Origin of the sequence: Micromonospora sp. NPDC047762, from assembly GCF_043204655.1 — a bacterium.
Taxonomy (GTDB): Bacteria; Actinomycetota; Actinomycetes; order Mycobacteriales; family Micromonosporaceae; genus Micromonospora.
Map to the genome: position 1 here is coordinate 211696 of NZ_JBIDCQ010000009.1, position 22797 is coordinate 234492.

The window sequence follows — 22797 nt, forward strand, 5'->3', positions numbered from 1 at the left end:
GGAGGTGCCGCGCGCTCGCCGTCATCCCTTGACCGCGCCGAGCATCACGCCGCGGACGAAGTACCGCTGGACGAAGGGGTAGACCGCCAGGATCGGCAGGGTGGTGAGCACGATCGTCACGGCCTGGAGTGTGGCCGCGGCCTGCACGACGTCGGCCTCGGCCGCGCCTGACTGCTGTGCGTCGGTGGCACCCGCGATCAGGTTGCGCAGGTAGACGGTGACCGGCAGCAGGTCCTGCCGGTCGATGTAGAGGAACGCGGTGAACCACGAGTTCCAGAAGGAGACCGCGTAGAAGAGCACCATCGTCGCGATGATCGCCTTCGACAGCGGCAGCACGATCCGCAGCAGGATGCCGTACGTGTTCAGCCCGTCGACGGCCGCGGCCTCCTCCAGCTCGCTCGGCAGGCTCTCGAAGAACGCCTTCATCACCAGCAGGTTGAACACGCTGATGGCGTTGGGGACCACCACGGCCCAGATGGTGTTCTTCATCCCCAGACTGGTGACCAGCACGTAGTTGGGGATCAGACCACCGGAGAAGAACATGGTGAACAGCGCGACCCCGATGAGCACTCCGCGCCCCTTGAGCTGCGGCTTCGACAGCACGTACGCGTAACAGGTGGTCAGCACGATCGAGATGAGCGTCGCGACCACCGTGTACACCACAGTGTTGCGGTAGTTCGTCCAGAACATCGAGTCGGACATCACCAGCTTGTACGCGGTCAGGTCGAACCCGCGCGGGAAGAAGGTGACCTTGCCGGCGATGATGTACGCCTCTTCGCTGAGCGAGCGGGCCACGATGTTGAGGAACGGGTACAGCGTCACGACCACGACGCCGAGCAGGACGACAGTGTTGACGACGCGGAAGATCCGGTAACCCCGGCTGTCGTCCGGCCCGCGCGTCTTCGGAGCGTCGATCTTCGTACCGAAGGTCACCACAGGCTCGTCCCGACAGTGCGACGGGAGATGACGTTCGCCGACAGGACGAGGATCAGCCCGATCACCGCCTCGAAGAGGCCGATGGCCGCCGCGTAGCTGAAGTTGCTCGACTGGAAGCCCATCCGGAAGAGGTAGGTGGAGACCACGTCGGCGGTCGGGTACGTCAACGGGTTGTAGAGCAGCAGGATCTTCTCGAACCCGACGGCCAGGAAGCTGCCGATGTTGAGGATCAGCAAGGTCATCATCGTCGGGCGGATGCCGGGCAACGTGATGTGCCAGGTTTGGCGCAGCCGGCCGGAGCCGTCGATCCGGGCGGCCTCGTACAGGTCCTCGTCGATGGTGGTGAGGGCGGCGAGGTAGAGGATCGTGCCCCAGCCGACCGTCTGCCAGACCTCGGACGAGACGTAGATGGTGCGGAACCACTCCGGTCTCTGCAGGAATGCCACCGGGTCGCCGCCGAACAGGCTGACGAGTTGGTTGGCCGTGCCCTCGATCGAGGTCAGCTGCATGACCATCGCCGCCACGATCACGATCGACAGGAAGTGTGGCAGGTAGGAGACGGACTGGACGAAGCGCTTGAAGCGGCGGGCCCGGACCTCGTTGAGCAGCAGTGCCAGCACGATGGGCAGCGGGAAGCAGAACAGCAGGGTCAGCGCCCCGAGCACCAGAGTGTTGGTGAACACCTCCCAGAACGTCGGGTCGCTGAGGAACATCCGGAAGTAGCGCAGCCCGACCCAGTACTCACCGAAGATGCTGCCGCCCGGCTTGAACCGACGGAACGCGATGATGTTGCCGATCATCGGCAGATACCGGAACACCAGGAAGAACAGCAGCGGCAGAATGGCGAGGGAGTAGAGCTGCCAGTCCCGGCGCAGTGCCTGCCGCCAACTGCGACGGCGTCGTGGCGAGCGCGGGGCAGGGCTCTGCGCCCGCTGCGGAGGACTCGGCGGCGCCGGCGGCGGTGGCCGCAGGGTGGATGTCATCCGTGGCCTCCTATGCCGACTGCGCAACGGCCACGAGGGGCTCGATCCACACCGAGGTGAGCAGTTCCCGCTCGAAACCGACCTGGCGTTCGGTGCCGACCAGTCGCAGCGGCAGGGCCGCCGCCACCTCGCCGCTGGATAGGCCGAACCGCAGCTCGACGTCGCCGGGCTCGACGATCCGTCTGCCGGTCAGCCCGGTGAACGACGCCACGTCGGCAGGTACGCCGAACGTCACGTGCGCCACCTCGCCGGCCGCCAGCGGCAGCCGGGTGTAACCGATCAGCCGGACCACCGGACGGGTGGTCTGCGCGACCGGGTCGTGCAGGTAGAGCTGCACGACCTCGGTGCCGGCCCGCTCACCGGTGTTGGCGACGGTGATCCGCACCCGTACCTCGCCGTCGACCGGCCAGGCAGTCGGATCTTCACGCGGTTCGACCACTGTGGCGTCGGACCAATCGAAGGTGGTGTAGCTCAGCCCGTGGCCGAACGGGTACGCCGGGGTCGGGTCGATCGAGGAGACCTTGTTGCGCCGGCCGAGCGGTGGCGCGAGGTAGGTGCTCGGCAGCCCGCCGGCGTCGCGGGGCACGCTGACCGGCAACCGTCCGGAGGGGTTGACCGCGCCGGTGAGCACCTCGGCGAGTGCCTGCCCACCGAGCTGGCCGAGAAAGAACGCCTGCACCACGGCCGCCGCGTCGTCGAACTCCGGGCCGAGCGCGTACGGGCGGCCGGTCATCAGGACCAGGACGACAGGGGTGCCGGTGGCGAGGACGGCGCGGACGAGGTCGCTCTGCACGCCGGGTAGTCGCAGGTCGACGGCGTCGCAGCCCTCACCGGAGGTGCCCCGGCCGAACATTCCCGCCCGGTCGCCGACGGCCAGCACGCACACGTCGGCGGCGGCGGCAGCAGCGACCGCGGCCGGGATGCCCGAGGTGTCGTCACCGGTGACGGTGCACCCCGGCTCGTGGGTGAGCATCGGGACGCGCCGGGCCAACTCGTCGCGCAGTGTGGGGATGGCCAGGCCGAGCCCGAAGTCGCTGTGGTTGACGCCCACGTGGTTGGGGAACGAATAGCAGCCGAGCATGCCCATCGGGTCGTCGGCGACCGGGCCGACCAGGGCGACCCGGCTTGCCACGGCCAGCGGGAGGACGCCGGTGTTGCGCACCAGGACGACTGACTCCCGGGCCAGGCGAAGGGCGATGTCCTGGCTGGCCTCGTCGTCGAAGCGCAGGGACGCCACGTCGTCGGGCAGCTCCTGCCAGCCCTCGTCGAGCAGACCGAGCTCGATCTTCTGGATCAGCACCCGACGCAGCGCGCAGTCGATCAGCGCCTCGTCGACCTCGCCGCGGCGAGCCGCCTCGACCAACGGTTCGCCGAAGGCGTCCACTGTGGGCAGCTCGACGTCGATCCCGGCCCGCAGGGCGAGCCGGGCCGCCTCGGCGGCATCCTCGGCGACTCCGTGCAGGGTCTGCAGGAACCGTACGGCGAAGTAGTCGGCCACCACTGTGCCGGTGAAGCCCCACTCGTCCCGCAACAACCCGGTCAGCAGCCCACGGTCGGCCGCGACGGGCAGGCCGTCGATCTCGGCGTAGGAGTTCATCACCGAGCGGGCGCCGCCGAGACGCAGCGCCATCTCGAACGGCGGCAGGATGACGTCGGCCAGCTCGCGGCGACCCATCGGCACCGGCGCGAGGTTGCGTCCGCCTCGGGAGGCGGAGTAGCCGGCGAAGTGTTTCAGCGTGGCCACCACACCGGCCCGCTCCAGGCCCCGCACGTAGGCGGCACCTGTCGTCCCGACCAGGTAGGGGTCCTCGCCGATGGTCTCCTCGGTACGACCCCAGCGGTAGTCCCGGGTGACGTCCAGCACCGGGGCGAGGCCCTGGTGCACACCGGCGGCCCGCATCGACCGCCCGATCCGGTCGGCCATCGCCTCGACCAGTTCGGGGTCGAAGGACGCGCCCCAGCTCAGCGGAGTCGGGTAGACGGTGGCCCGCCACGCCGCGAACCCGGTGAGGCACTCCTCGTGCACCTGCGCCGGAATGCCGAACCGACTGGCGGCCACGATCTGCGCCTGCGAGGCCGCCAGTGACCGGGCGCCGAACACCGGGTCGACCGGGGCGGTGCCGAACGGACGGGTCAGCTGGCCCAACCCGTACTGGATGACGGTGCTCCACGGCGGCAACTCGCTGATCATGTCCGACTGGTGCGGTGCGACGCCCTCGCCGCTGGCGTCGGCGCCGACCCAGACCCCGACGAGCTGGGCGATCTTCTCTTCGAGGGACATCTTCGGCAGGAGCGCGTCGGCACGCTCGGTCGGCGACAGCCGCTGATCACGCCACGGCGCGGCGCCGCCGTCTCCGAGCGACTGACTTCTCATGCCCTGACCCCTTAGCTCCGGCCACATCCCCGTGCCCTGGTGGAACCAGTTCCGTGGCGGACGTTTCTCACGATCCGAAACTTTCCGGAAACCTGCGTAACCTTTTCGGCAACCTAAGTGCCCCATCGATGCCTGTCAAGTGTCCCAATCGGACTACCAGGGGATGTTTCCTGCACACGGTGAGCCCACGATCGGCGTTCCGTTGCCGACGAGCCGCGCGATGTCCGGCCAATGCGCAGTCCGAGTGCGGCAACTACTGGCGTGAATGTCCCATCATGTTAAGGTCGCCCGAAACTTTCGGATGTTGTATGAGGCCGCGATGACAGAGCACCGCCCGCTCGACCCACCCGCCTCCACCACCATCGCGACCATCGCCAACGATGTCGGCGTCTCGGTCGCGACCGTGTCCAAGGTCCTCAACGGACGCGGCGATGTCGCCCCCGGCACCAGAGCCCGGGTGGAGGCGAGCCTCGACCGCCACCAGTACCAGCGCCGCGCCCGGCGACAGGCGACCAGCGGCGGCCGGGTGGACCTCGTGTTCCACGAGTTCGACACGGGTTGGGCGATGGAGATCCTGCGGGGCGTCGAGGCGGTGACCTCCGCGGCCGGCATCGGGCTGTCGATCGCCCAGCTCGACGGCGCGCACCGCCCGCCGGCACGATGGTTGGAGGCGTTACTCGCCGACCGCCCTCTGGGCGTGGTGTTCGTCCTCTCCCACCTGGCCGAGGCCCAACAGCAGCACCTGCGCCGGCAGGGCATTCCGTTCGTCGTCGTCGACATCGACAGCGCCACCTCGGCCTCAGTGCCGACCGTCGGGTCGAATAACTGGAACGGCGGCCTGCTCGCCGCCCGGCACCTGCTGGAGCTGGGGCACCGACGGATCGCCATCATCTCCGGGCCACCCGACGTGCTGTGCAGTCGAGCCCGCGCGGCCGGCTTCCAGTCGGCCCACGACGAAGCCGGGATCGTGGTCGATCGCGAGCTGATCCGCTACGGCAGTTTCTCCGCCGGAGCGGGGCACGCCCACGGGCTGCAACTGCTCCAGCGGCCGGACCGACCCACGGCGATCTTCGCCGGGTCGGACATCCAGGCCATGGGGGTGCTCCGGGCCGCCCGTCAGTGCGGCCTGCGAGTGCCCGAGGACCTCTCGGTGATCGGGTACGACAACCTGCCGGTCTCCGCCTGGACCGACCCGGCGCTCACCACGATCAACCAGCCGTTGCGCGACATGGCCGGCATCGCCACCCAGATGTTGCTCGACCTGACCAGGGGGAACGAGCCGGCGACCAGCCGGATCGACCTGGTGACCGAGTTGGTCCTCCGGGAGAGCACCGCGCCCCCCGGCCATCCGCACTGACCCCGGCCCCTGCGAGGACCCGTGCCCCACACCGCCTCCACCGTCGACGACCTCCAGCGGTACGCACCCGAGGTCGCCGAACCCGACGACTTCGACGAGTTCTGGCGGGACACGCTCACCGGGGCGGCAGCCGTACCGGTGCTCGTCGACGTCCGCCCCGAACCCACCGACCTGCGGCTGCTCGACTCCTGGGACGTCACGTTCGCCGGCTTCGCTGGTGACCCGGTCCGCGCCTGGTACACCCGCCCGGCCGGGGTCAGCGAACCGCTGCCGGCCGTGGTCGAGTACGCCGGCTACGGGCGCGGACGCGGTCTGCCCCACGAACGCCCGACCTGGGCGGTGGCCGGGTACGCGCACCTGCTGATGGACAACCGGGGACAGGCGGGGCAGCACGGCGCCGGGGACACCAGCGACCCGCACGGCGCGCCCGGCGGGCCCTGGCCGGCCACCTGGGGGATCCTCGATCCGCGCACCTACCACTACCGCCGCCTGATAACCGACGCGGTGCGGGCGGTCGAGGCGGTCCGCTCGCTGCCGGGGGTCGAGGGTGACCGGGTCACCGTGGTCGGCAACAGCCAGGGTGGCGGTATCGCCCTGGCGGTGGCGGGTCTCGTCGAAGATCTCAGCGCGGTGCTGACCACCGCCCCGTTCCTGTGCGACATGCGCCGGGCCGTCGCGCTCACCGACCTCGCGCCGTACGGCGAGATAGCCCGGTACCTGGCGGTGAACCGGGAGGCCCAGGAGGCGGTGTGGCGCACGCTGTCCTATGTCGACGGGGTGAACTTCGCGCGTCGGGCGACTGCGCCGGCGCACTTCGGCGTCGGCGGACGCGACACCGTCTGCCCACCGCGAACCGCCTTCGCCGCCTACAACCACTACGGCACCGCGAACGGGAGGCCGGTCCCGCCCGAGCGGGAGATGCACGTCTACCCGTTCAACGGCCATGAGGGCGGCGAGGCCGTGCACGTGCGGCGTCAGCTGCGCTGGCTGGGCGCGGTCCTCCAGCCAGCGCGGGCCTGAAGGCCTGAGGCATCGTCGGATGCTGATGCGTTGCCGGTGTTAGCGATAACACGCTATGGTGCGTCAGGCGAGGTGCAGGGCACACCTCCGCCACGGCTTCCCGGTCCGACCCGCCAGATCCTCGACGGCCGGTGCCCGCCGTACACCGCCACGACCGCCAGTGCAGACGTCCGGGTTGTTGGTCGTGCCGCGCACCCCACCTCCGCGTACCGCGTCATGACGGCAGCCGTCTCCCCGGTGGCCGCTGATGTCGCGCACCCCCACCAGAGGAAGTCCCATGCGCAGTCCAACGCTCGTGCAACCCGTCCCTCTCGCACCGACCGGCAACGCACCGACGTCGAGGCCCCGGCGGGCTCGTCGATGGTGGACGGCCCTGGCCGCCGTCGCCGCCATTGTCGCCGCCGTGCCGATCGCGACCACTCCCGCCAACGCGGAGTCCAACGGCGGCGTCCGCGTGATGCCGCTCGGCGACTCGATCACCGACGGATTCAACGTCCCCGGCGGTTACCGGATCGAGTTGTGGCAGCGGTTCACGTCCGGTGGTTACCGGATCGACTTCGTCGGCTCCCAGTTCAACGGACCAGCCAGCCTCGGCGACCACGACCACCAGGGCCACTCCGGCTGGACGATCGCCCAGATCGACGCCAACGTGGTGAACTGGTTGCGGGCCACGAATCCGCGGACCGTGCTGCTGCACATCGGCACCAACGACATGTACGGCGACACGTCCGGGGCCCCGTCCCGGCTGGCCACTCTCGTCGACCGGATCACCAACACCGCCCCGAACGCCGACGTGTTCGTCGCGACGATCATCCCGAAGTCCGGCGCGGACAACCAGGTCCGGGGCTACAACGCCGCGATCCCCGGGATCGTGCAGAGCCGGGCCGCCGCCGGCAAACGCGTACACCTGGTCGACATGTACCGCGCACTGACGCTCAGCGACCTGGCCGACGGGGTGCACCCGAACGCCACCGGCTACCGCAAGATGGCCGCCGCCTGGTACGACGCTCTCCGTATGGTGCCCGGCAGCATCGGGGGCGACACGCCTCCGACCACGCCCCCGCCGACCACTCCCCCGCCGACCACGCCGCCGCCGTCCGGTGACTGCCGCGTCTCGTACACGATCAACGCCTGGAACAGCGGTCTCACCGCGTCGGTCTCGGTGACCAACACCAGCAGCACGCCGGTGAACGGTTGGAGTCTGGCGTTCACGCTGCCCAGTGGGCAGAGCATCACCAGCGGGTGGAACGCCACCTACTCCCCGTCCAGCGGAGCGGTGACCGCCCGAAACGTCTCCTACAACGCGACGATCGCGCCGAACACCTCGGTCGACATCGGCTTCCAGGCCACCCACACGGGTGGCACCGGTCGGCCGGCCGCATTCACCCTCAACGGCACCGCCTGCACGCTCGCCTGACACCAACCGTCGCGGTGCCGGGTCACACCGGCTCGGCACCGCGCGGACGATGACCGACGCGGGGTCGAGCGGTCACTGCTGCGCAGCGCCGTAGAGCCGGCTCACGGTCTCGGCCACGCAGACGGGTTTGCCGCCGCTGTCGCTCTCCACGGTGACCGTCACGACCAGCTGCACACCGCCGCTGACCGGCGACACGTCGGCGATGGTGGCGGTGGCCCGTACGGCGGCACCGACCCGCAGCGGCGCGGGGAAACGCACCCGGTTCAACCCGTAGTTGACGCCCATCGCCACCCCCTCGACCCGGTAGAGCCCGCCCGCCAACGCCGGCAACAGCGACAGGGTGAGGTACCCGTGGGCGATCGTCCCGCCGAACGGCCCCGCCGCGGCTCGGACCGGGTCGAGATGGATCCACTGGTGGTCGTCGGTGGCGTCGGCGAAGAGGTCGACGCGGCTCTGCTCGATGCGCTGCCACGGACCGGGCCCGAGGCTCTCGCCGGTCGCGGCGGCCAGCTCCTCGAACGAGGTGAACACTCTCATGCCGGATCTCCCTACAGGTGCTAGAAGGCGTTGACGCCGGTGAGCGCGCGTCCGATGAGGAGTTGCTGAATCTGGCTGGTGCCCTCGTAGAGCGTGGCCACCCGGGCGTCGCGCAGATACTTGCCGACCGGATACTCGTCGATGTAGCCGTACCCACCGAAGACCTGGACCGCGTTGTTGGCCGCGCGGACGGCGGCCTCACTGGCGAAGAGCTTGGCCGTCGACGCCTCGGTGGCGAACGGCTGGTCACGGTCGATCAGGTCGGCCACCTGCCACACCAGCAGCCGGGCGGCGGCGGTGTCCACAGCGATGGCGGCGAGCAGTTGTTGGACGAGCTGGTGCCCCGCGATCGGCTTGCCGAACTGGGTGCGCTGCCCGGCGTAACCGACCGCCGCGTCGAGGCAGCCCTGCGCGATACCGACGCACCCGGCGGCCACCGACATCCGGCCCTTGGCGAGGGTGGCCAGGGCCAGCCGGAATCCGGCACCTTCGGCACCGAGGCGGGCCGCGTCGGGCACGCGCACCTCGTCGAAGCCCAGCTCGCCGGTGGCCTGACCGCGCAGACCGAGCTTGCCGTGGATCTCCCGCCGGGTCAGCCCCGGGCTGTCGGTGGGCACCAGGAACGCGGTGATTCCTCGGTGCCCGGGGCCGCCGGTGCGGGCGAAGACCAGCGCGACGTCGGCGGTGGTGCCGTTGGTGATGAACATCTTCGTGCCGGTGAGCAACCAGTCGGTGCCATCGCGGACCGCACGGGTGCGCAGTGCGGCCGCGTCCGAGCCGCTGTCCGGCTCGGTCAGCGCGAAGCAGCCGAGTGCGGTGCCGGCGCAGAGCCCTGGTAACCACTCGGCCCGCTGCTCCGCGCTCCCGTGCGCGGCGATCGACTTCGCGACCAGGCCGAGGGAGACCGAGACGATGCCACGCACCGCCGAGTCTCCCCGGCCCAGTTCTTCCAGGACCAGGCAGTACGCGAGGTGGTCGCCGCCGGAACCGCCGTCGGCCTCGGCGATGGTCAGCCCCAGGAAGCCCAGGTCACCGAGCATGCCGACGATGGCGGGGTCGACCGATTCGCGGCGGTCCCAGGCGGCTGCGTGCGGTAGCAGCTCGCGGTCGGCGAACTCGGCGGCCAACTGGCGGACCGCCGCCTGCTCGGCGGAGAGGGTGAGGTCCATGACGCACAAACTAGCGGTGATAGTTAAACGCGTCCAGACCGGGCCTTCACCGGTCGGAGCTCAGACCGACGTGCCGTTCGGCCGTGAACGCGCGGGCCAGCTCGGTCCGCGAACGGATACCCAGCCGGTGGAACACGTTGCGCAGGTGGTGGTCGACCGTACGGGTGGAGAGGAACATCCGGGCGGCGATCTCCCGGTTGGTGGAGCCCTCGGCGACCAACTCGGCGATCCGCAGTTGCTGGCCGGTCAACAACCGCGCCGCGGGCAGGTCCGGCGGACCGATCGACTCCCCGGCCGCCCGCAGCTCCGTGGTGGCCTGCTCGGCCCAGCACTCCACCCCGAGCAGGCTGAACATCTCGCGGGCCTGGTGCAGGTGTGTCCGCGCGTCGCGAGGGCGTCGACTGCGGCGCAACTCCTGACCGAAGAGCAGTTCGGTGCGGGCCCGCTCGAACGTGCCGGCCTCGGTGGGGTGCAGGCGCAGCGCCGCCTGGAAGTCCCGTTCCGCGTCGGTGCCGCCCCGAGGGGCAAGCAGTGCGTGGCACCGCGCGGACAGGGCCCGGCGCAACGGGCTCGCGGTGCTGCTGGCCCATCTGTCGAACGCGGCGAGCGCGGCCGTCGCCGCCGGCCGGTGCGCCAGGTGCGCCGCCGCCTCCACCAGGTACGGGGTGGCCATCACCTGCACGAGGACCTGACTTCGGCGCGTACCGAACCGGGACAGCGACGCCAACCGGTCCGCCGCCTCGGCGTGCCGGCCGTCCACCAGGTCGAGCACCGCCAGGGCCCACGCGGCGAGCGCGTGCGGGCGGCTGCCCGGCGTCGGCGACTCGCCGATCTCACGGATCCGCCGCAGGCTGGTCTCCCGATCGGCCCGGATCGCGGCGAGGACGGCGAGCATGCCCAGGTGGACGTTGGCGCAGTTGACCTGCCCGGTGGCCCGGGCGACGCGCAGCCCGTCGCGGGAGGTCTCCGCCGCCGCCTCGTGTCGACCCAGCCAGTACTCGGCGACCGCCCGCAGCTCCAACGCCCGCGACAGCATGGACAGCTCCCCCCGTTCCCGGGCCAGCTCGACCGCGCGTTCGGCGAGCCGGTGGGCAGCGCCGTCCACGGCCACCAGCAGACCGGCCGCCGCGGCACAGCTGAGCGCGGTGGGGGTCAACGCCCAACCGGTCAGCCGGTCGCCCAGCACCACGGCGCGGCGCAGCGCGGGCCCGGCCCGCTCGTGGTCGCCCCGCAGGGTCGCCGCCACCCCGGCGATCAGACAGCCCATGACCTCCAGGGCCGGCGGGTCGCCTGGGCGCCGCAACGCCAACGCCCGCCGTCCGACCTCGGCGTAGCGGTACTGGTCGCCGGTGAAGCAGACCGCCTCGCCGGCGCGTACCAGCCCGGTCAACGCCAGGGCACGGTCGGTGCCGTCCACCGCCGCGGTGGCAGCCAGCAGCGCGGCCGACGCACTCGAGGCGGTGCCGCAGCGCAGTTCCAGCTCGCCGCGGAGCAGGTCGGCGCGGCCCCGAACGACCGGGTCGACGCCCACCGCGCGGAGGCGGTCGAGCAGCAACCGGGCCTCGTCGGGTTGTCCCCCGGCCCAGGCGTACCGGGCTGCGGTCAGCAGACGGCTGGCCTTCAGCCTCGGCTGGTCGCTCAGTTCGGCGGCCCACCGCAGGGCCATCGAGGCGGCGGCCCAGCCGTCGGACCCGCCGACCGCCGCCTGCTCCAACTCGGCGGCGAGGGCCGGATCGGCACCCGCGGCCGCGGCGGCGAGGTGCATCGCCCGGCGCAGCCGTTGCCCGTCCGCGACCAGCACCTCGGCGAGCAGTCGGTGCGCCGCGCGGCGTTCCGCGAGCGGCGCGCTGGCCGCGATCATCGTGCGCACCAGCGGCTGCGGGAAGGTGACGCCGCGTTGCTCGACGCGGACCAGGCCGGCGACCTCCGCCGGGGCGAGCGCCTCGACCTCGGCGCCCGCCGCCGCCGTGGCCCGGATCAGGGTGCCCGGCTCGCCGTCCTCGTCGAGCGCGGCGAGCAACAGCACCCGTCGGGTCTCCGGGGGCAGCCGGTCCAGCCGGGCGCGGTACGCGCGACCCAGCGCTCCGTCCGCCGGTGGCGCGGCGGGCAGCGACTCCTCGCCCCGCCACTGCCCGGCGGTGAGGACCTCGGCGAGGTCCACCAGGGCCTGCGGGTTGCCGCCGCCGACCGTGGCCAACGCGGTCAGTGCCGACCCGGCCGGCCGGTCGGGAAGCCGGTCGGCGCTCTCGCGCGCGGCCAGCCGATCGAGTCGATCGGTGAGGACGGCGCGGCTCTCGTGCTCGGTCAGCGCGCGCAGTCGGTGTGCCGGTATCCCGTCGAGGTTGGCGGTGACGTCGGCGGTGAGCAGGACGGCGAGCGGCAGGTGCCGCAGTCGGCGGGCCACGAACGCCAGCACCTGCGCGGTCTGCGGGTCACCTCGGTCGATGTCGTCCATCGTGGCGAGCAACGGCCGGTCCCGGGCGGCGGCGCTGAGCAGCCCGAGCACCGCCATCGACAGGGTCAACTGCCGGTCGGCCGGGCAGCTCTCCCCGGCCAGCGCGCTCCGCAGCAGATGGCGCTGCTCATAAGGGAGCGCGGCGGCCCGGTCGAGCACCGGGTCGACCAGACGTTGCAGGCCGGCGTACGGCAGGGCAGCCTCCTCGGCGAGCCCGCTGCCGGCGAGCACTGTGCAGCCACCCTCGGCGTGTCGATGGGCGTAGCCGAGAAGCGCCGTCCGGCCCGATCCGGGCTCCCCGCGCAACAGCAGGGCACCGCCGGCGTTGGTCATGCCGTCGAGCAGGCTCCGGACAGCCCGGCACTCGTCGTCCCGGCCACGCAGCACGGTTAGTTGCACTCTTGATGCAGTAACCATGCCTGTCAGTGTTACCCATCGGAAACCGAATGGAAAGAGGGGGCGATATCGGGCCGGGCCGGAATCAGTCGGGCGCGACCTCGGCCAGCAGAGCGCCCACGGTCCGGGCCATCACCGCGCGGGCCTGGTCCACGCCGAGACCGAGCCCGTAGCGCAGCATCGACCAGGCCTGCCAGGTGCTCGCCACGACCAGGGCGTTGAGCAACTGCTCCCGCCCCGCCCCGGCCTCGGCCAACTCGACGGCGAAGAGTTCCTCGACCTCGTCGCGGACCCGTTCGATGTGCTTGAGACGGTTGCGGTGCAGCTGTTCGGAGACCGGCTCACGCATCTGGGCGGCCCGCGCCGACGGCGCGATGAGCTGGAGCAGCCGGGCCCGCTGCCGGCAGTACGCGTCGACCCGCTTCGCCAAGGGCAGCCCGGGTGAGATCGGCCGGTGGGCGGCGTCCTGCTGGCGGAGCACCTCCGCGCCGCTGGCCTCGAAGAGCGTCTCCATGTCCTTGAAGTTGGTCCAGAGGGTGCGCAGCGAGATGCCGGCCCGCTCGGAGATGCGCTCCCCGGTCGGGCGGAGGTCGCCCTCGGAGATGAGCGCGAGATGCGCCTCGACGATGGCGGCGCGGGTGCGCTCGGCGCGGGCGGTACGCCCGTCGACCCGACCCGCCACATCGACTGCGTCCATCCGCCCTCGCCCCCTCACCGCCACGGCGTCCCCCGACGCACCGCCGAGTCTAGACAGCCGTTGATCAGCGGCTCCGGACGCTCCGCCGACGCCGTCATCCGGCCCGGCCGGTCAGCGAGACGCCGCCGTCGCAGACGATGGTCTGCCCGGTGATCCAACTGGCGTCGTCGGAGGCCAGGAAGGCGACCGCGCCGGCCACGTCAGACGGCAGACCGAGGCGCCCGAGCGGGTACCGCGCGGCGACCTCGGCCTCCCGTCCGTCGTAGAGGGCGGCGGCGAAGCGGGTCTTCACCACGCCGGGAGCGACCGCGTTGACCCTGACCGTGGGGCCCAGCTCCACGGCGAGGCTGGCGGTGAGGTGGTTGAGCGCGGCCTTGCTGACCCCGTAGCAGGCGATGCCGGACGCCGGACCGAGCCCGGCGATCGACGAGACGTTGACGACGCAGCCGCCGCGCTCGCTCATGCCGGCGGCGCAGACCTCCTGCACCCAGCCGAGCGCGGCGACCACGTTCACGTCGAGGATCTTGCGGGCCGCGGCCAGGTCCAGCTCGACCAGCGGGCCGTGCACCGGGTTGATGCCGGTGTTGTTGACCAGCAGATCCACCGGCCCGAACGCCGAGGTCACCGCACGCACCGCGGCGGCCCGATGCTCGGGATCGTCGGCCCGGCCCGGCACCGCGAGGGCGTGTGCCGGACCGTCAAGGGTGGCGACCGCCTCGGCCAGCCCTTCGGGGCGGCGGGCGGTCAGGCCCACCCGGGCGCCTTCGGCGACGAGGCGTTGGGCGATGGCCAGACCGATCCCGCGACTGGCGCCGGTGACGATGGCGACCCGGCCCGCGAGCCGGCCCGAATATGCATTCACGGTGCAGATAGTAGGAGCATCGATCGGTATCGGTCAACGCCTTCGACGGTCGGCCGGCAGGCCGCGCCGGCAGCACGCGCGCAGCCGTCCGACCGGGCGTGGTCAGGCGGGACCACGCCCGGTCGGACGTCGGGGCTGCGGAGCCTCAGGAGACGGTCGGCACCCCGTTCGCCGGGGGCGCAGCCGGAGTGACGGTGTACTCGTTGACCGCCCCGTCCGCCTCGTCCGTCTCGTACGCCGGCCCGAAGTAGCTCTGCACTCCCCCGCTCACCCGGCTCAACCGCTGGCCGCCGTACCCGGAGTGGTCAGTGGCGGAGAAGCGCAGCGGCACCAGCCCGGGGCCCTGGAAGCCGCCCTTCTGCACGGCGTCGAGGACCTTCTCCCGGGTGAGGTCCTTGCCGGCGGCGAGCAGCGTCTGCACGAAGAGATAGCCGACCGACATCCCGTAGACGGTGTTGCCGTCGAACGGCGCGTCCCCGTTGTGCTCCTTGTTGACCTTCGTAAAGAGCTGGATCCACGGGTTGGCGGAGTCGTTCTGCATCGGCAGGTAGTTGGTGCCGACCATGCCCTCCAGCAGTGGCGCCGCCGCGCCGAGCTGCTTGGCCAGGGTCGGGTGGTCGGCGCCGACGTTGGAGACCAACCACTGCGGCTTGAAGCCCAGCCGCGCCGCCGTGCCGACGGAGAGCGCGGTGAAGCCGGGCACTGTGGCGAGCACGACGACCTGGCAGCCGGCCGCCTTGAACGCGCCGATCTGCGGCGCCACGTTGGTGTTGCTGGTGACGTACGTCTGCTTGGCCGCCACGGCACCGGCGCCGAGCACCTTCTCCACGCCGGCCAGGCTGTCCCGGCCGAAGTCGTCGTCCTGCCCGAGGAAGCAGACCTTCTGGCCGGCCAGGTTCGCCTTCGCGTAGTTGGCCAGGATCTTGCCCTCGACCGTGTAGTCCGGGTTGAACCCGAACGTGCCCGGATACTTGTCCGGTTGGTCCCAGCTGCGGCTGCCGGAGGCGACGAAGAGGTCGGGCACCCGGTTGCTCTTGAGGAAGTCGAGCACACCGGTGTGCGTCGGCGTGCCCAGACCATTGAGGATGGCGAAGACCTTGTCCTGGAGGACGAGCTGGCGGACCACCTGCTGGGTGTTCGCCGGGTTGTAGCCGTCGTCCATGATCTTGTACGTGATCTTGCGGCCGTGCACGCCACCGTTGGCGTTGACGTAGTCGAAGTACGCCTTCGTCGCCGGGGCGATCTTCGAGTAGCCGGCCGAGGCCGGCCCGGTCAGCGGCATGTGGGTGCCGACGACGATCTCGGTGCCGGTGACGCCCGGCACCGACGCCCCGCCGGAGCCGGGGCCGTCGTCGCCGCTACAGCCGGCAGCGGTGATGAGCAGGGCAAGGGTGCTGGCGATCGCGAGGCCGCGATGCGCTTTACGGTGCATGGGAGACACCGACCTTTCTCGGTCCGGTTTTCTGGGGAACGGTGTGGTGGTGGGGCGCCCGGCCGAGGCCGGACCGAGGACAGCTCAGGAACGCCGGGTCGGCCGCCTGGCCAGCAACGCCCGGCCGAGACGCGACAGCAGACCCTGCACACCGCCGGGGGCGGCGATCATGACGACGATCAGGGTGAGTCCGAAGATCGCCAGGGGGAGATTGCCCTCCATCCGCTGCGCCACCGCGGGCGAGAGCGTGAGCATCCCGGTCAGCGAGTGGGTGAGATCGGGCAGGGCGACCAGCAGGACCGCCCCCCAGAGCGCGCCGGTCAGTCGACCCAGGCCACCGATCACCACGGCCATCAGCAGGAACAGCGACAGGGTCAGCGAGAACGCGCCGGGTGAGACGCTCTGCGCGAGCACCGCCAGCAGCGCGCCGCCGAGCCCGGCGGTGGCGGCGCTGACCACGAAGGCGAGAACCTGGGTGCGGGCCACGTGGATGCCGGCGAGGCGGGCCGCCACCTCGTCGTCGCGGACCGCCCGGAAGGTCCGCCCGTACCGGCTGCGGATCAGGTTCGCCAGCAGCAGCAACGCGAGCAGGGTGGCCGCGCCGGTGACCCAGAGCTGCCACCGCTCGTAGGGGAAGTACGGGCCGAGCGACAGCGGCGGCGGTTCCACCGGCACCGACAGCCCCTGCTCGCCGTTGAACACGCCGTCGAAGGTGACCGCCAGCGCCGGCACCACCACGGCCACCGCGAGGGTGACCCCGGCCAGATAGGGGCCGCGCAGCCGGGCCGCTGCCACACCGACCACCGCGCCGACCGCGACCGTGCTGACGATCGCCGCTGCCAACGACAGTGGCAACAGCCAGCCGCCGGTCATTCCCCGGTCGGCGAACGCGGTCTGGCACAGCGCCACCGTGTACGCCCCGGTGGCCATCAGCGCGCCGTGCCCGAGCGACAGTTGACCGTTGAGCCCGGTGAGGACGGTCAGCCCGGCGGTCGCGCACAGGTAGGCGGCCACTGTGGCGAGCTGGAAGTTGCGGAACGGCTCGACGGAGTAGCTGACCGCCACCAGTAGCAACCCGGCGGCCAGCACCACCGCGAGGTGGCGCAGCAGGGTGGAGCCGCGTCGCTGGTCGACCGGCCGACCGCCCGGGTCGTCGAGCTGCTCTCTCGGCGGCACGGCCGCCTTCGTGGCGCTCACACCCGCCTCGCCGCGACCGGGGCGAACAGCCCACCGGGCCGGACCAGCAGCACCGCCAGCAGCAGGACCAGCACCGCGAGCGGAGTGAGGTCACTGCCGGCGTAGCCGCTCACGTAGGAGAGCAGCAACCCCACCACCAGCCCACCGACCACCGCCCCCGGTGGACTGTCCAGCCCGCCGACCACCGCCGCGGTGAACGCCGAGACGAACACCAGGTCCATCGCGTGCGGGTGCAGGCCCAGCTCGGTCGGCAGGACCAGCATGGCGGCCAGCGCGCCCACCCCGGAGGCGAGCGCCCAACCGAGGGTCAGCATCCCACCGACGTTGACCCCGAGCAGCCGGGAGACCTCCGGAGCGAAGGCCGCCGCGCGCATCCGCAACCCCACCGGGGTACGCGCGAACATCCAGGCCAGACCACTGACCACCACGCCGATCGTGGCGAAGACGAACAGGTCGTACGGGGACAGCACGGCGACGCCGCCCACGGTGAGGGCGGACCGGCTGAACGGGGCCTCGGCGGGGCGGAACTCGCTGCCGTACACCATTCCCAGCACGGCCTGGATCAGCAGCACCAGCCCGAGCGCGACGATCACCGGGTTGAGCGGTGAGGCGTGATCGACGTGCCGCATCACCACCCGGTCCACCAGCGCGCCGAGCAGCAGGCCGGCGACGATCGCGACCACGAAGCCCAGCCAGTAGGAACCGGTAGCGGTGCTGACCGTGTAGGCGACGTACGCGGCGGCGACGGCCATCGCCCCCTGGGCGAAGTTGACGACCCGCGCCGCCCGCCAGATGAGCACCAGGGCCAGCGCGAACGCGGCGTACACCGCGCCGCGGGACAGGCCGTCGACGGTGAGGAAGACGAAGCGGTCCAACAGTCCTCCCTCCGGGGGACGAGATGGTGGTCAGAAACCGAGGTAGGCGTGGCGCAGGTCGACGTCGTCGCGTAGCCGCGCCGCCGGGGCGGCGATCACCACCCGACCGAGGGACATCACGACGCCCTGGTCGGCGACGGCGAGCGCGCTGCGCACGTTCTGCTCGACCAGCAGGACGGTCAGGCCGGTGCGGTCGCGCAGTTGGCGGAGCAGGGCCATGGTCCGGGCGACGACCCGGGGCGCCAGGCCGAGCGACGGCTCGTCCAGCAGCAGCAGGCGGGGTCGGCCGACCAGGGCCCGACCGAGCGCCAGCATCTGCCGCTCGCCGCCGGAGAGCTGGTGACCGAGGTGCCGGCGGCGTCGGGCGAGCGGCTCGAAGAGCTGGTAGACCTCGTCGAGGGCCCGCCCGGCGTCGGCCCGGTCGCGCCGCCACAGCCCGCCCAGCCGCAGGTTCTCGTCGACGGTCAGCTCGCTGATCACGCCCCGACCCTCCGGGACGTGCGCCATGCCGCGTCGGACGAGCTGCTCCACCGGCGTACCGCGAAGGTCCTCGCCGGCCAGCAGGACCTGGCCGGCGGCCGGGCGGATCATGCCGGAGAGCGCCCGCAGGAGAGTGGTCTTGCCGGCACCGTTGGCGCCGACGACAGCGGCGATGGTGCCGGCCGGGACGGTGAGGTCGATGGCCCGCAACACGGGCGCGGCGCCGTAACCGGCGACCAGCCCCCGCACGACGAGCAGATCGGTGCCGCTCACACCGCACCGCCCTTCGTTCGCGACTGCGGGGCTCGCAAACCCGGCTCACTCCTCACGCTCACGGTGACACCTCTTCCTCGACGGTGGCACCGAGGTACGCGTCGGTGACCGCGGGGTCGTCGCGGATCTCGTCCGGGGTGCCGGCGGCGATGACCCGGCCGAAGTCGAGCACCACGAGCTCGTCGCAGACGGCCATCACCAGGTCCATGTGGTGCTCGACCAGGAGCACGGCGCAGGGATCGGTGTCCCGCCGGGGCAGCTGGCGGACCAGCTCCCCCAGCTCGGCGATGTCGTCCGCCCCGAGGCCACCGGCCGGCTCGTCGAGCAGGAGCAGCCGGGGGCGGGCGGCGAGCGCGCGGGCCAGGGCGACCCGCTGGCGTACGGCGAAGGGCAGGGTGGTCGGCGCGGCCCCGGCGTGCTCGGCGATGCCCAGCTCGTCGAGGATGGCCAGGGCGTCCGCGCGCAGCCGGCGTTCGTCGCGGTCGCTGGCCGGCAGCCCCAGCAGTGCCGGGACGAAGCCGGCACGGGCGGTGTGCGAAGCGCCGGTCATCACGTTCTCCAGCACGCTCAGCCCGGCGAACAGCCCGGTGCCCTGGAGGGTCCGGGCGATGCCGAGCCGGGTCAGCCGGTGCGGCCGTGGCCGCAGCGGCCGGCCGTCGAGGGTGAGTGAGCCCGTCTCCGGTGCGACGAAGCCACAGATGACGTTGAACAGCGTGGTCTTGCCGGCGCCGTTGGGCCCGATGACGCCCACCACCCGGTTGGGTGGCACCCGCAGGGACACGTCGTCGAGGGCGGTGAGGCCGCCGAAACGGACGCCGATGTGGTGCAGTTCGAGGCCGCGCTCCATCACCCATCCCTCTGTCGTGGCGGGTGTTTATTTACACTCGCAGTGTACGTTTCTCGGGTTAGGCGTCAAGACCTTCAATGCCCCCTTCACGCACGTGGACGGGGCGGCCGCCAGCGGCGACCGCCCCGTGACCGCCGTCAGGCGCTGGGACAGGTGTTGCGGTACTCCTGGATCTGCGAGCCGCTCGGGCCGGGGCAGAGGAACTGCTCGTAGCGGGTGTCGTCGTCGACGAACCGCTTCAACCAGGCCACCATCTGCCGCGCGGTCGGCGTGTTCGTGGTCTGCGGGAAGAAGTGGCTCGCCCCGTTCAGCTCCAGGTACGCCTTCTCGGCGGAGGACGGGATGCTGTTGTAGAACGGCACCGAGTGCGTCGCGACCGGCGCGACGCTGTCGCTCTCGCCGCCGATGATCAGCGTGGGCACCCGCAGCTCGGACCAGCTCTTGTCCGTGTTCCACGGTGCCAGCGGCACCGCCGCCTGCAACGACGGCCGCGACGAGGCCGCCTCCAGGCTGCCCCCGCCACCCATCGAGTGACCGGCCACCGCGAGTCGACTGCTGTCGATCCGGGTGCGCACCGAGCTGCGCTGGGTCAGGTAGTCCAGCGCGGCGAGCAGCTGACGGCCCCGACTGTCCGGCTGGTCCAGCCGGGTGTTCGTCTCGATGCCGATCACGACGAAGCCGTGCGAGGCGATACGCGGTCCGAGCCAGCTGATGCTGGACCAGGCCGCTGTGTAGCCGGGCGAGATGGCGATGGCGCCGAAGGTGCCCTCGCTGGTGCTGGTCGGGTAGTAGATGACGCCGCCGCCGAAGCCGGTGACGCTCAGCGAGGACACGCTCTGCGACGCCGTGGCGAACGGTCCGCGACTGGCCTCCAGGATCGAGGTGGTCGGGGCGGGGCCGCGCTCGTACGGGCCGGCGGCCTGGGCGGCGCTGGACGACCCGGCCAGGGCACCGCCGGCGGCCAGGACGGCGGCCAACGCGAGCCGGGTGGCACGGGCTGTGATGGAACGGGGACGGGTGGTGGTTGGTGAGGACACGTCGGGCACTCCCTAGAGTCGAGGGATATCGACGTGTGTCAGTTTTGGCTGCTCCGCCGATCCCGGCATCGGCGAAATCACCAGTCCCGACGTGAAATGCCGAGATCAGTCGTGTTTCGACCCTCTGACCAGGGGTAGCAGGGCAGGCGCCGGCCCGCCCACGTGCCATGGAGAGGTTCATTCAGTGGATTCCAGCAAGCCCGCCGAGGCGGTCAAGAACGCCGTGAAGACCGCCTCAGGAAAGATCGCCGACGCCCTCAGCCCGGATGTCCCCGGTGCGCCGGGGAGCGCGCCACCGATCGTCGAGGAGCCGACGACGCCGCACGACCCGCTGCCGCCGAAGCCAGAACAGGGGGCACCGCAGACGCGCACGCCGACCGGCGCGGAAACCGGCGCGCCGACGACCGCGAACGGTCAGCAGGGGGCCTACCTCACGACCGCGAACGGGGCGCGGCTGCGCGACACCGACCACTCGCTCAAGGCCGGCCCCCGCGGCCCGGTGCTCCTCCAGGACCACCACCTACGCGAGAAGATCACGCACTTCGACCACGAGCGCATTCCGGAGCGTGTGGTGCACGCCCGCGGCGCCGGCGCGCACGGGGTGTTCACCGCGTACGGCACCGCTGAGGCGGTCACCCGTGCCGGCTTCCTCAAGAAGGGCCGGGAGACCGGCGTCTTCGTCAGGTTCTCCACTGTGCTCGGTTCGCGGGGTTCGGCCGACACGGTCCGCGACACCCGTGGCTTCGCCACGAAGTTCTACACCGACGAGGGCACCTTCGACCTGGTCGGCAACAACATGCCGGTCTTCTTCATCCAGGACGCGATCAAGTTCCCGGACATCATCCACGCCGGCAAGCCGCACCCCGACCGGGAGATCCCGCAGGCGCAGAGCGCCCACGACACCTTCTGGGACTTCGTGTCGCTGCACACCGAGGCGCAGCACCACACCATCTGGAACATGTCCGACCGGGGCATTCCGCGTTCGTACCGGACGATGGAGGGCTTCGGCGTGCACACCTTCCGCCTCGTCAACGAGGCCGGGGAGACGGTGCTGGCCAAGTTCCACTGGAAGCCGAAGCTGGGCGTGCACTCGCTGACCTGGGAGGAGGCCCAGCTGCTCGGCGGCATCGACCCGGACTTCCACCGACGCGACCTCTACGACGCCATCGAGGCCGGCGCGTATCCCGAGTGGGAGCTGGGCATCCAGGTCTTCCCGGACACTCCCGAGGAGACCTTCGCCGACATCGACCTGCTCGACCCGACGAAGATCGTGCCAGAGGAACTGGCCGAGGTGCAGCCCATCGGGCGGCTGGTGCTCAACCGGACGCCGACGAACTTTTTCGCCGAGACCGAACAGGTCGCCTTCCACCTCGGTCACCTGCCCCCGGGCATCGACGTCACCAACGACCCGCTGTTGCAGGGCCGGCTCTTCTCGTACCTCGACACGCAGCTCACCCGGCTGGGCGGGCCGAACTTCACGCAGATTCCGATCAACCGCCCGCACGCCGCCGTGAACGACATGCTGCGCGACGGCTTCCACCAGCACGCCGTGCACGGCGGCGTCGCACCGTACCGGCCGAACTCGCTCGACGGCGGCAACCCGTTCCCCGCCGGGGACGCCGAGCACGCCTTCGTCGACGTGCCGGTCACTGTCGCGCAGGCACCGAAGGTACGCGCGAACCCGGCCTCGTTCGACGACCACTACAGCCAGGTCCGCCTGTTCTGGCTGAGCATGTCGCCGGTCGAGAGGGAACACATCATCCGGGCGTACACCTTCGAGCTGGGCAAGTGCTACCACCAGGCGATCAAGGAGCGCCAGCTGCAGAGCCTCGCCAACATCGACCCGGTGCTGTGCGAGCAGGTCGCCACCGGCCTGGGCCTGCCCGCACCCCAGCCGACCGTCGCCCTCCCCGACGTCACGCCCAGCCCGGCGCTGTCGCAGGTCGGTCGGGAGTGGCCGAGTGACGGCCGGACCGTCGGAATCGTCGTCGACCCCGCCGGTGACCTGGACGGCGTCGACGAGGTCCGCCGGGCCGTGTTCGACGCCGGCATGGTGCCGCTGCTGATCGCCCCGCACGGCGGCATGGTGGGCGACCTGCCGGTGCAGCGCACCTTCGCCACCGGCCGGTCGGTCGAGTTCGACGCGGTCCTGCTGGCCGGAGCGCCGACACCCGCACCGGATGCCCTGCCCGCCCGCGACGCCAAGGCGGGCACGCCGGGCCCGGCGACCGTGGACCCCCGCGTGCTGCTGCTCGTCGAGGAGTGCTGGCGGCACGCCAAGGCGATCGGCGCCTGGGGTGCCGGCGTCACAGTGCTGGAGCAGGCCGGCGTCGCCGGCACCCCGGGCGTCGTGGCGGCAGGCTCGGGTGCCGAGGCGCTGACCGCGGTGCAGCAGTTGATGGCCGCGCACCGGGTCTGGGAGCGGTTCCCCGCAGCGGTCGCCTGACCCCACC

At 71.5% G+C, this 22797-nt stretch carries 18 protein-coding genes; 4 read left to right on the plus strand and 14 right to left on the minus strand.

Annotated features, from left to right (window positions below):
- Nucleotides 1-21: 21 nt before the first annotated feature.
- Genes ACGF3C_RS26280 through ACGF3C_RS26290 form a run of 3 tightly spaced genes read right to left on the minus strand, consistent with a single transcriptional unit; the run spans nt 22 to nt 4293 of the window.
- Nucleotides 22-933: a carbohydrate ABC transporter permease gene (locus ACGF3C_RS26280; RefSeq protein WP_357231566.1), complete on the minus strand. Its 912-nt coding sequence runs from the start codon at nt 931-933 to the stop codon at nt 22-24.
- Complete coding sequence (locus tag ACGF3C_RS26285; RefSeq protein ID WP_357231563.1) at nt 930-1919, minus strand: ABC transporter permease subunit; 990 nt, start codon at nt 1917-1919, stop codon at nt 930-932. Before ACGF3C_RS26285 ends, ACGF3C_RS26280 begins: the two co-directional genes overlap by 4 nt.
- 10 nt (nt 1920-1929) lie before the next feature.
- Nucleotides 1930-4293: a glycoside hydrolase family 3 N-terminal domain-containing protein gene (locus ACGF3C_RS26290; RefSeq protein ID WP_393226153.1), complete on the minus strand. Its 2364-nt coding sequence runs from the start codon at nt 4291-4293 to the stop codon at nt 1930-1932.
- Nucleotides 4294-4612: 319 nt separating this feature from the next.
- On the opposite strand from ACGF3C_RS26290, the gene ACGF3C_RS26295 reads away from it, so the two are divergent.
- The 3 genes from ACGF3C_RS26295 to ACGF3C_RS26305 all read left to right on the plus strand — a co-directional run bounded on the left by ACGF3C_RS26295 (nt 4613) and on the right by ACGF3C_RS26305 (nt 8087).
- The gene (locus ACGF3C_RS26295) at nt 4613-5650 is read left to right on the plus strand and encodes a LacI family DNA-binding transcriptional regulator (protein WP_393226156.1); all 1038 of its coding nucleotides are present in this window, start codon (nt 4613-4615) and stop codon (nt 5648-5650) included.
- 21 nt (nt 5651-5671) lie between these two features.
- Nucleotides 5672-6670 (plus strand): acetylxylan esterase, encoded by a 999-nt coding sequence (locus tag ACGF3C_RS26300; RefSeq protein ID WP_393226159.1) that lies wholly within the window; start codon nt 5672-5674, stop codon nt 6668-6670.
- Nucleotides 6671-6947: 277 nt separating this feature from the next.
- Nucleotides 6948-8087, plus strand: coding sequence for a cellulose binding domain-containing protein (locus tag ACGF3C_RS26305; protein WP_393226161.1), 1140 nt, complete (start codon nt 6948-6950; stop codon nt 8085-8087).
- A 72-nt stretch (nt 8088-8159) separates the two neighbouring features.
- Here the strand turns inward: ACGF3C_RS26305 and ACGF3C_RS26310 are convergent, their stop codons facing one another.
- From ACGF3C_RS26310 to ACGF3C_RS26360, 11 genes are all read right to left on the minus strand, one after another.
- Nucleotides 8160-8624 carry a MaoC family dehydratase gene (locus ACGF3C_RS26310; RefSeq protein ID WP_357258570.1) on the minus strand — a complete coding sequence of 155 codons (465 nt, stop codon included), beginning with the start codon at nt 8622-8624 and terminating at the stop codon, nt 8160-8162.
- Between the two features lie 20 nt (nt 8625-8644).
- Nucleotides 8645-9793: an acyl-CoA dehydrogenase family protein gene (locus ACGF3C_RS26315; protein ID WP_393226164.1), complete on the minus strand. Its 1149-nt coding sequence runs from the start codon at nt 9791-9793 to the stop codon at nt 8645-8647.
- 46 nt (nt 9794-9839) lie between these two features.
- The gene (locus ACGF3C_RS26320) at nt 9840-12665 is read right to left on the minus strand and encodes an AAA family ATPase (RefSeq protein ID WP_393226167.1); all 2826 of its coding nucleotides are present in this window, start codon (nt 12663-12665) and stop codon (nt 9840-9842) included.
- A gap of 64 nt (nt 12666-12729) precedes the next feature.
- Nucleotides 12730-13341 carry a TetR/AcrR family transcriptional regulator gene (locus ACGF3C_RS26325; RefSeq protein ID WP_357203488.1) on the minus strand — a complete coding sequence of 204 codons (612 nt, stop codon included), beginning with the start codon at nt 13339-13341 and terminating at the stop codon, nt 12730-12732.
- Nucleotides 13342-13435: 94 nt separating this feature from the next.
- Nucleotides 13436-14203: an SDR family oxidoreductase gene (locus ACGF3C_RS26330; protein ID WP_393226170.1), complete on the minus strand. Its 768-nt coding sequence runs from the start codon at nt 14201-14203 to the stop codon at nt 13436-13438.
- 145 nt (nt 14204-14348) lie between these two features.
- Complete coding sequence (locus ACGF3C_RS26335; RefSeq protein ID WP_393226173.1) at nt 14349-15635, minus strand: ABC transporter substrate-binding protein; 1287 nt, start codon at nt 15633-15635, stop codon at nt 14349-14351.
- Between the two features lie 84 nt (nt 15636-15719).
- Nucleotides 15720-16832 carry a branched-chain amino acid ABC transporter permease gene (locus ACGF3C_RS26340; protein WP_393226175.1) on the minus strand — a complete coding sequence of 371 codons (1113 nt, stop codon included), beginning with the start codon at nt 16830-16832 and terminating at the stop codon, nt 15720-15722.
- Nucleotides 16829-17707 carry a branched-chain amino acid ABC transporter permease gene (locus ACGF3C_RS26345; RefSeq protein ID WP_091399163.1) on the minus strand — a complete coding sequence of 293 codons (879 nt, stop codon included), beginning with the start codon at nt 17705-17707 and terminating at the stop codon, nt 16829-16831. The genes ACGF3C_RS26340 and ACGF3C_RS26345 overlap by 4 nt, the downstream gene beginning before the upstream one ends.
- A 30-nt stretch (nt 17708-17737) precedes the next feature.
- Entirely contained in the window at nt 17738-18460 is a 723-nt protein-coding gene (locus ACGF3C_RS26350) for an ABC transporter ATP-binding protein (RefSeq protein ID WP_355006584.1), read from the minus strand.
- A gap of 58 nt (nt 18461-18518) precedes the next feature.
- Nucleotides 18519-19307 (minus strand): ATP-binding cassette domain-containing protein, encoded by a 789-nt coding sequence (locus ACGF3C_RS26355; RefSeq protein WP_355006583.1) that lies wholly within the window; start codon nt 19305-19307, stop codon nt 18519-18521.
- Between the two features lie 137 nt (nt 19308-19444).
- Entirely contained in the window at nt 19445-20344 is a 900-nt protein-coding gene (locus tag ACGF3C_RS26360; protein ID WP_357231677.1) for an alpha/beta hydrolase, read from the minus strand.
- Nucleotides 20345-20528: 184 nt separating this feature from the next.
- Between ACGF3C_RS26360 and ACGF3C_RS26365 the strand changes: the two genes are divergently transcribed.
- A complete protein-coding gene (locus tag ACGF3C_RS26365) occupies nt 20529-22790 on the plus strand; it encodes a catalase (protein WP_393226179.1) in 2262 nt (753 codons plus the stop codon).
- Nucleotides 22791-22797: the final 7 nt, after the last annotated feature.

Coding starts and splice junctions, on each gene's coding strand:
- ACGF3C_RS26355 (WP_355006583.1), bottom strand. CDS start 19,307: ATGGAGCGCGGCCTCGAACTGCACCACATCGGCGTCCGTTTCGGCGGC.
- ACGF3C_RS26310 (WP_357258570.1), bottom strand. CDS start 8,624: ATGAGAGTGTTCACCTCGTTCGAGGAGCTGGCCGCCGCGACCGGCGAG.
- ACGF3C_RS26290 (WP_393226153.1), bottom strand. CDS start 4,293: ATGAGAAGTCAGTCGCTCGGAGACGGCGGCGCCGCGCCGTGGCGTGAT.
- ACGF3C_RS26320 (WP_393226167.1), bottom strand. CDS start 12,665: ATGGTTACTGCATCAAGAGTGCAACTAACCGTGCTGCGTGGCCGGGAC.
- ACGF3C_RS26325 (WP_357203488.1), bottom strand. CDS start 13,341: ATGGACGCAGTCGATGTGGCGGGTCGGGTCGACGGGCGTACCGCCCGC.
- ACGF3C_RS26305 (WP_393226161.1), top strand. CDS start 6,948: ATGCGCAGTCCAACGCTCGTGCAACCCGTCCCTCTCGCACCGACCGGC.
- ACGF3C_RS26335 (WP_393226173.1), bottom strand. CDS start 15,635: ATGCACCGTAAAGCGCATCGCGGCCTCGCGATCGCCAGCACCCTTGCC.
- ACGF3C_RS26315 (WP_393226164.1), bottom strand. CDS start 9,793: ATGGACCTCACCCTCTCCGCCGAGCAGGCGGCGGTCCGCCAGTTGGCC.
- ACGF3C_RS26295 (WP_393226156.1), top strand. CDS start 4,613: ATGACAGAGCACCGCCCGCTCGACCCACCCGCCTCCACCACCATCGCG.
- ACGF3C_RS26285 (WP_357231563.1), bottom strand. CDS start 1,919: ATGACATCCACCCTGCGGCCACCGCCGCCGGCGCCGCCGAGTCCTCCG.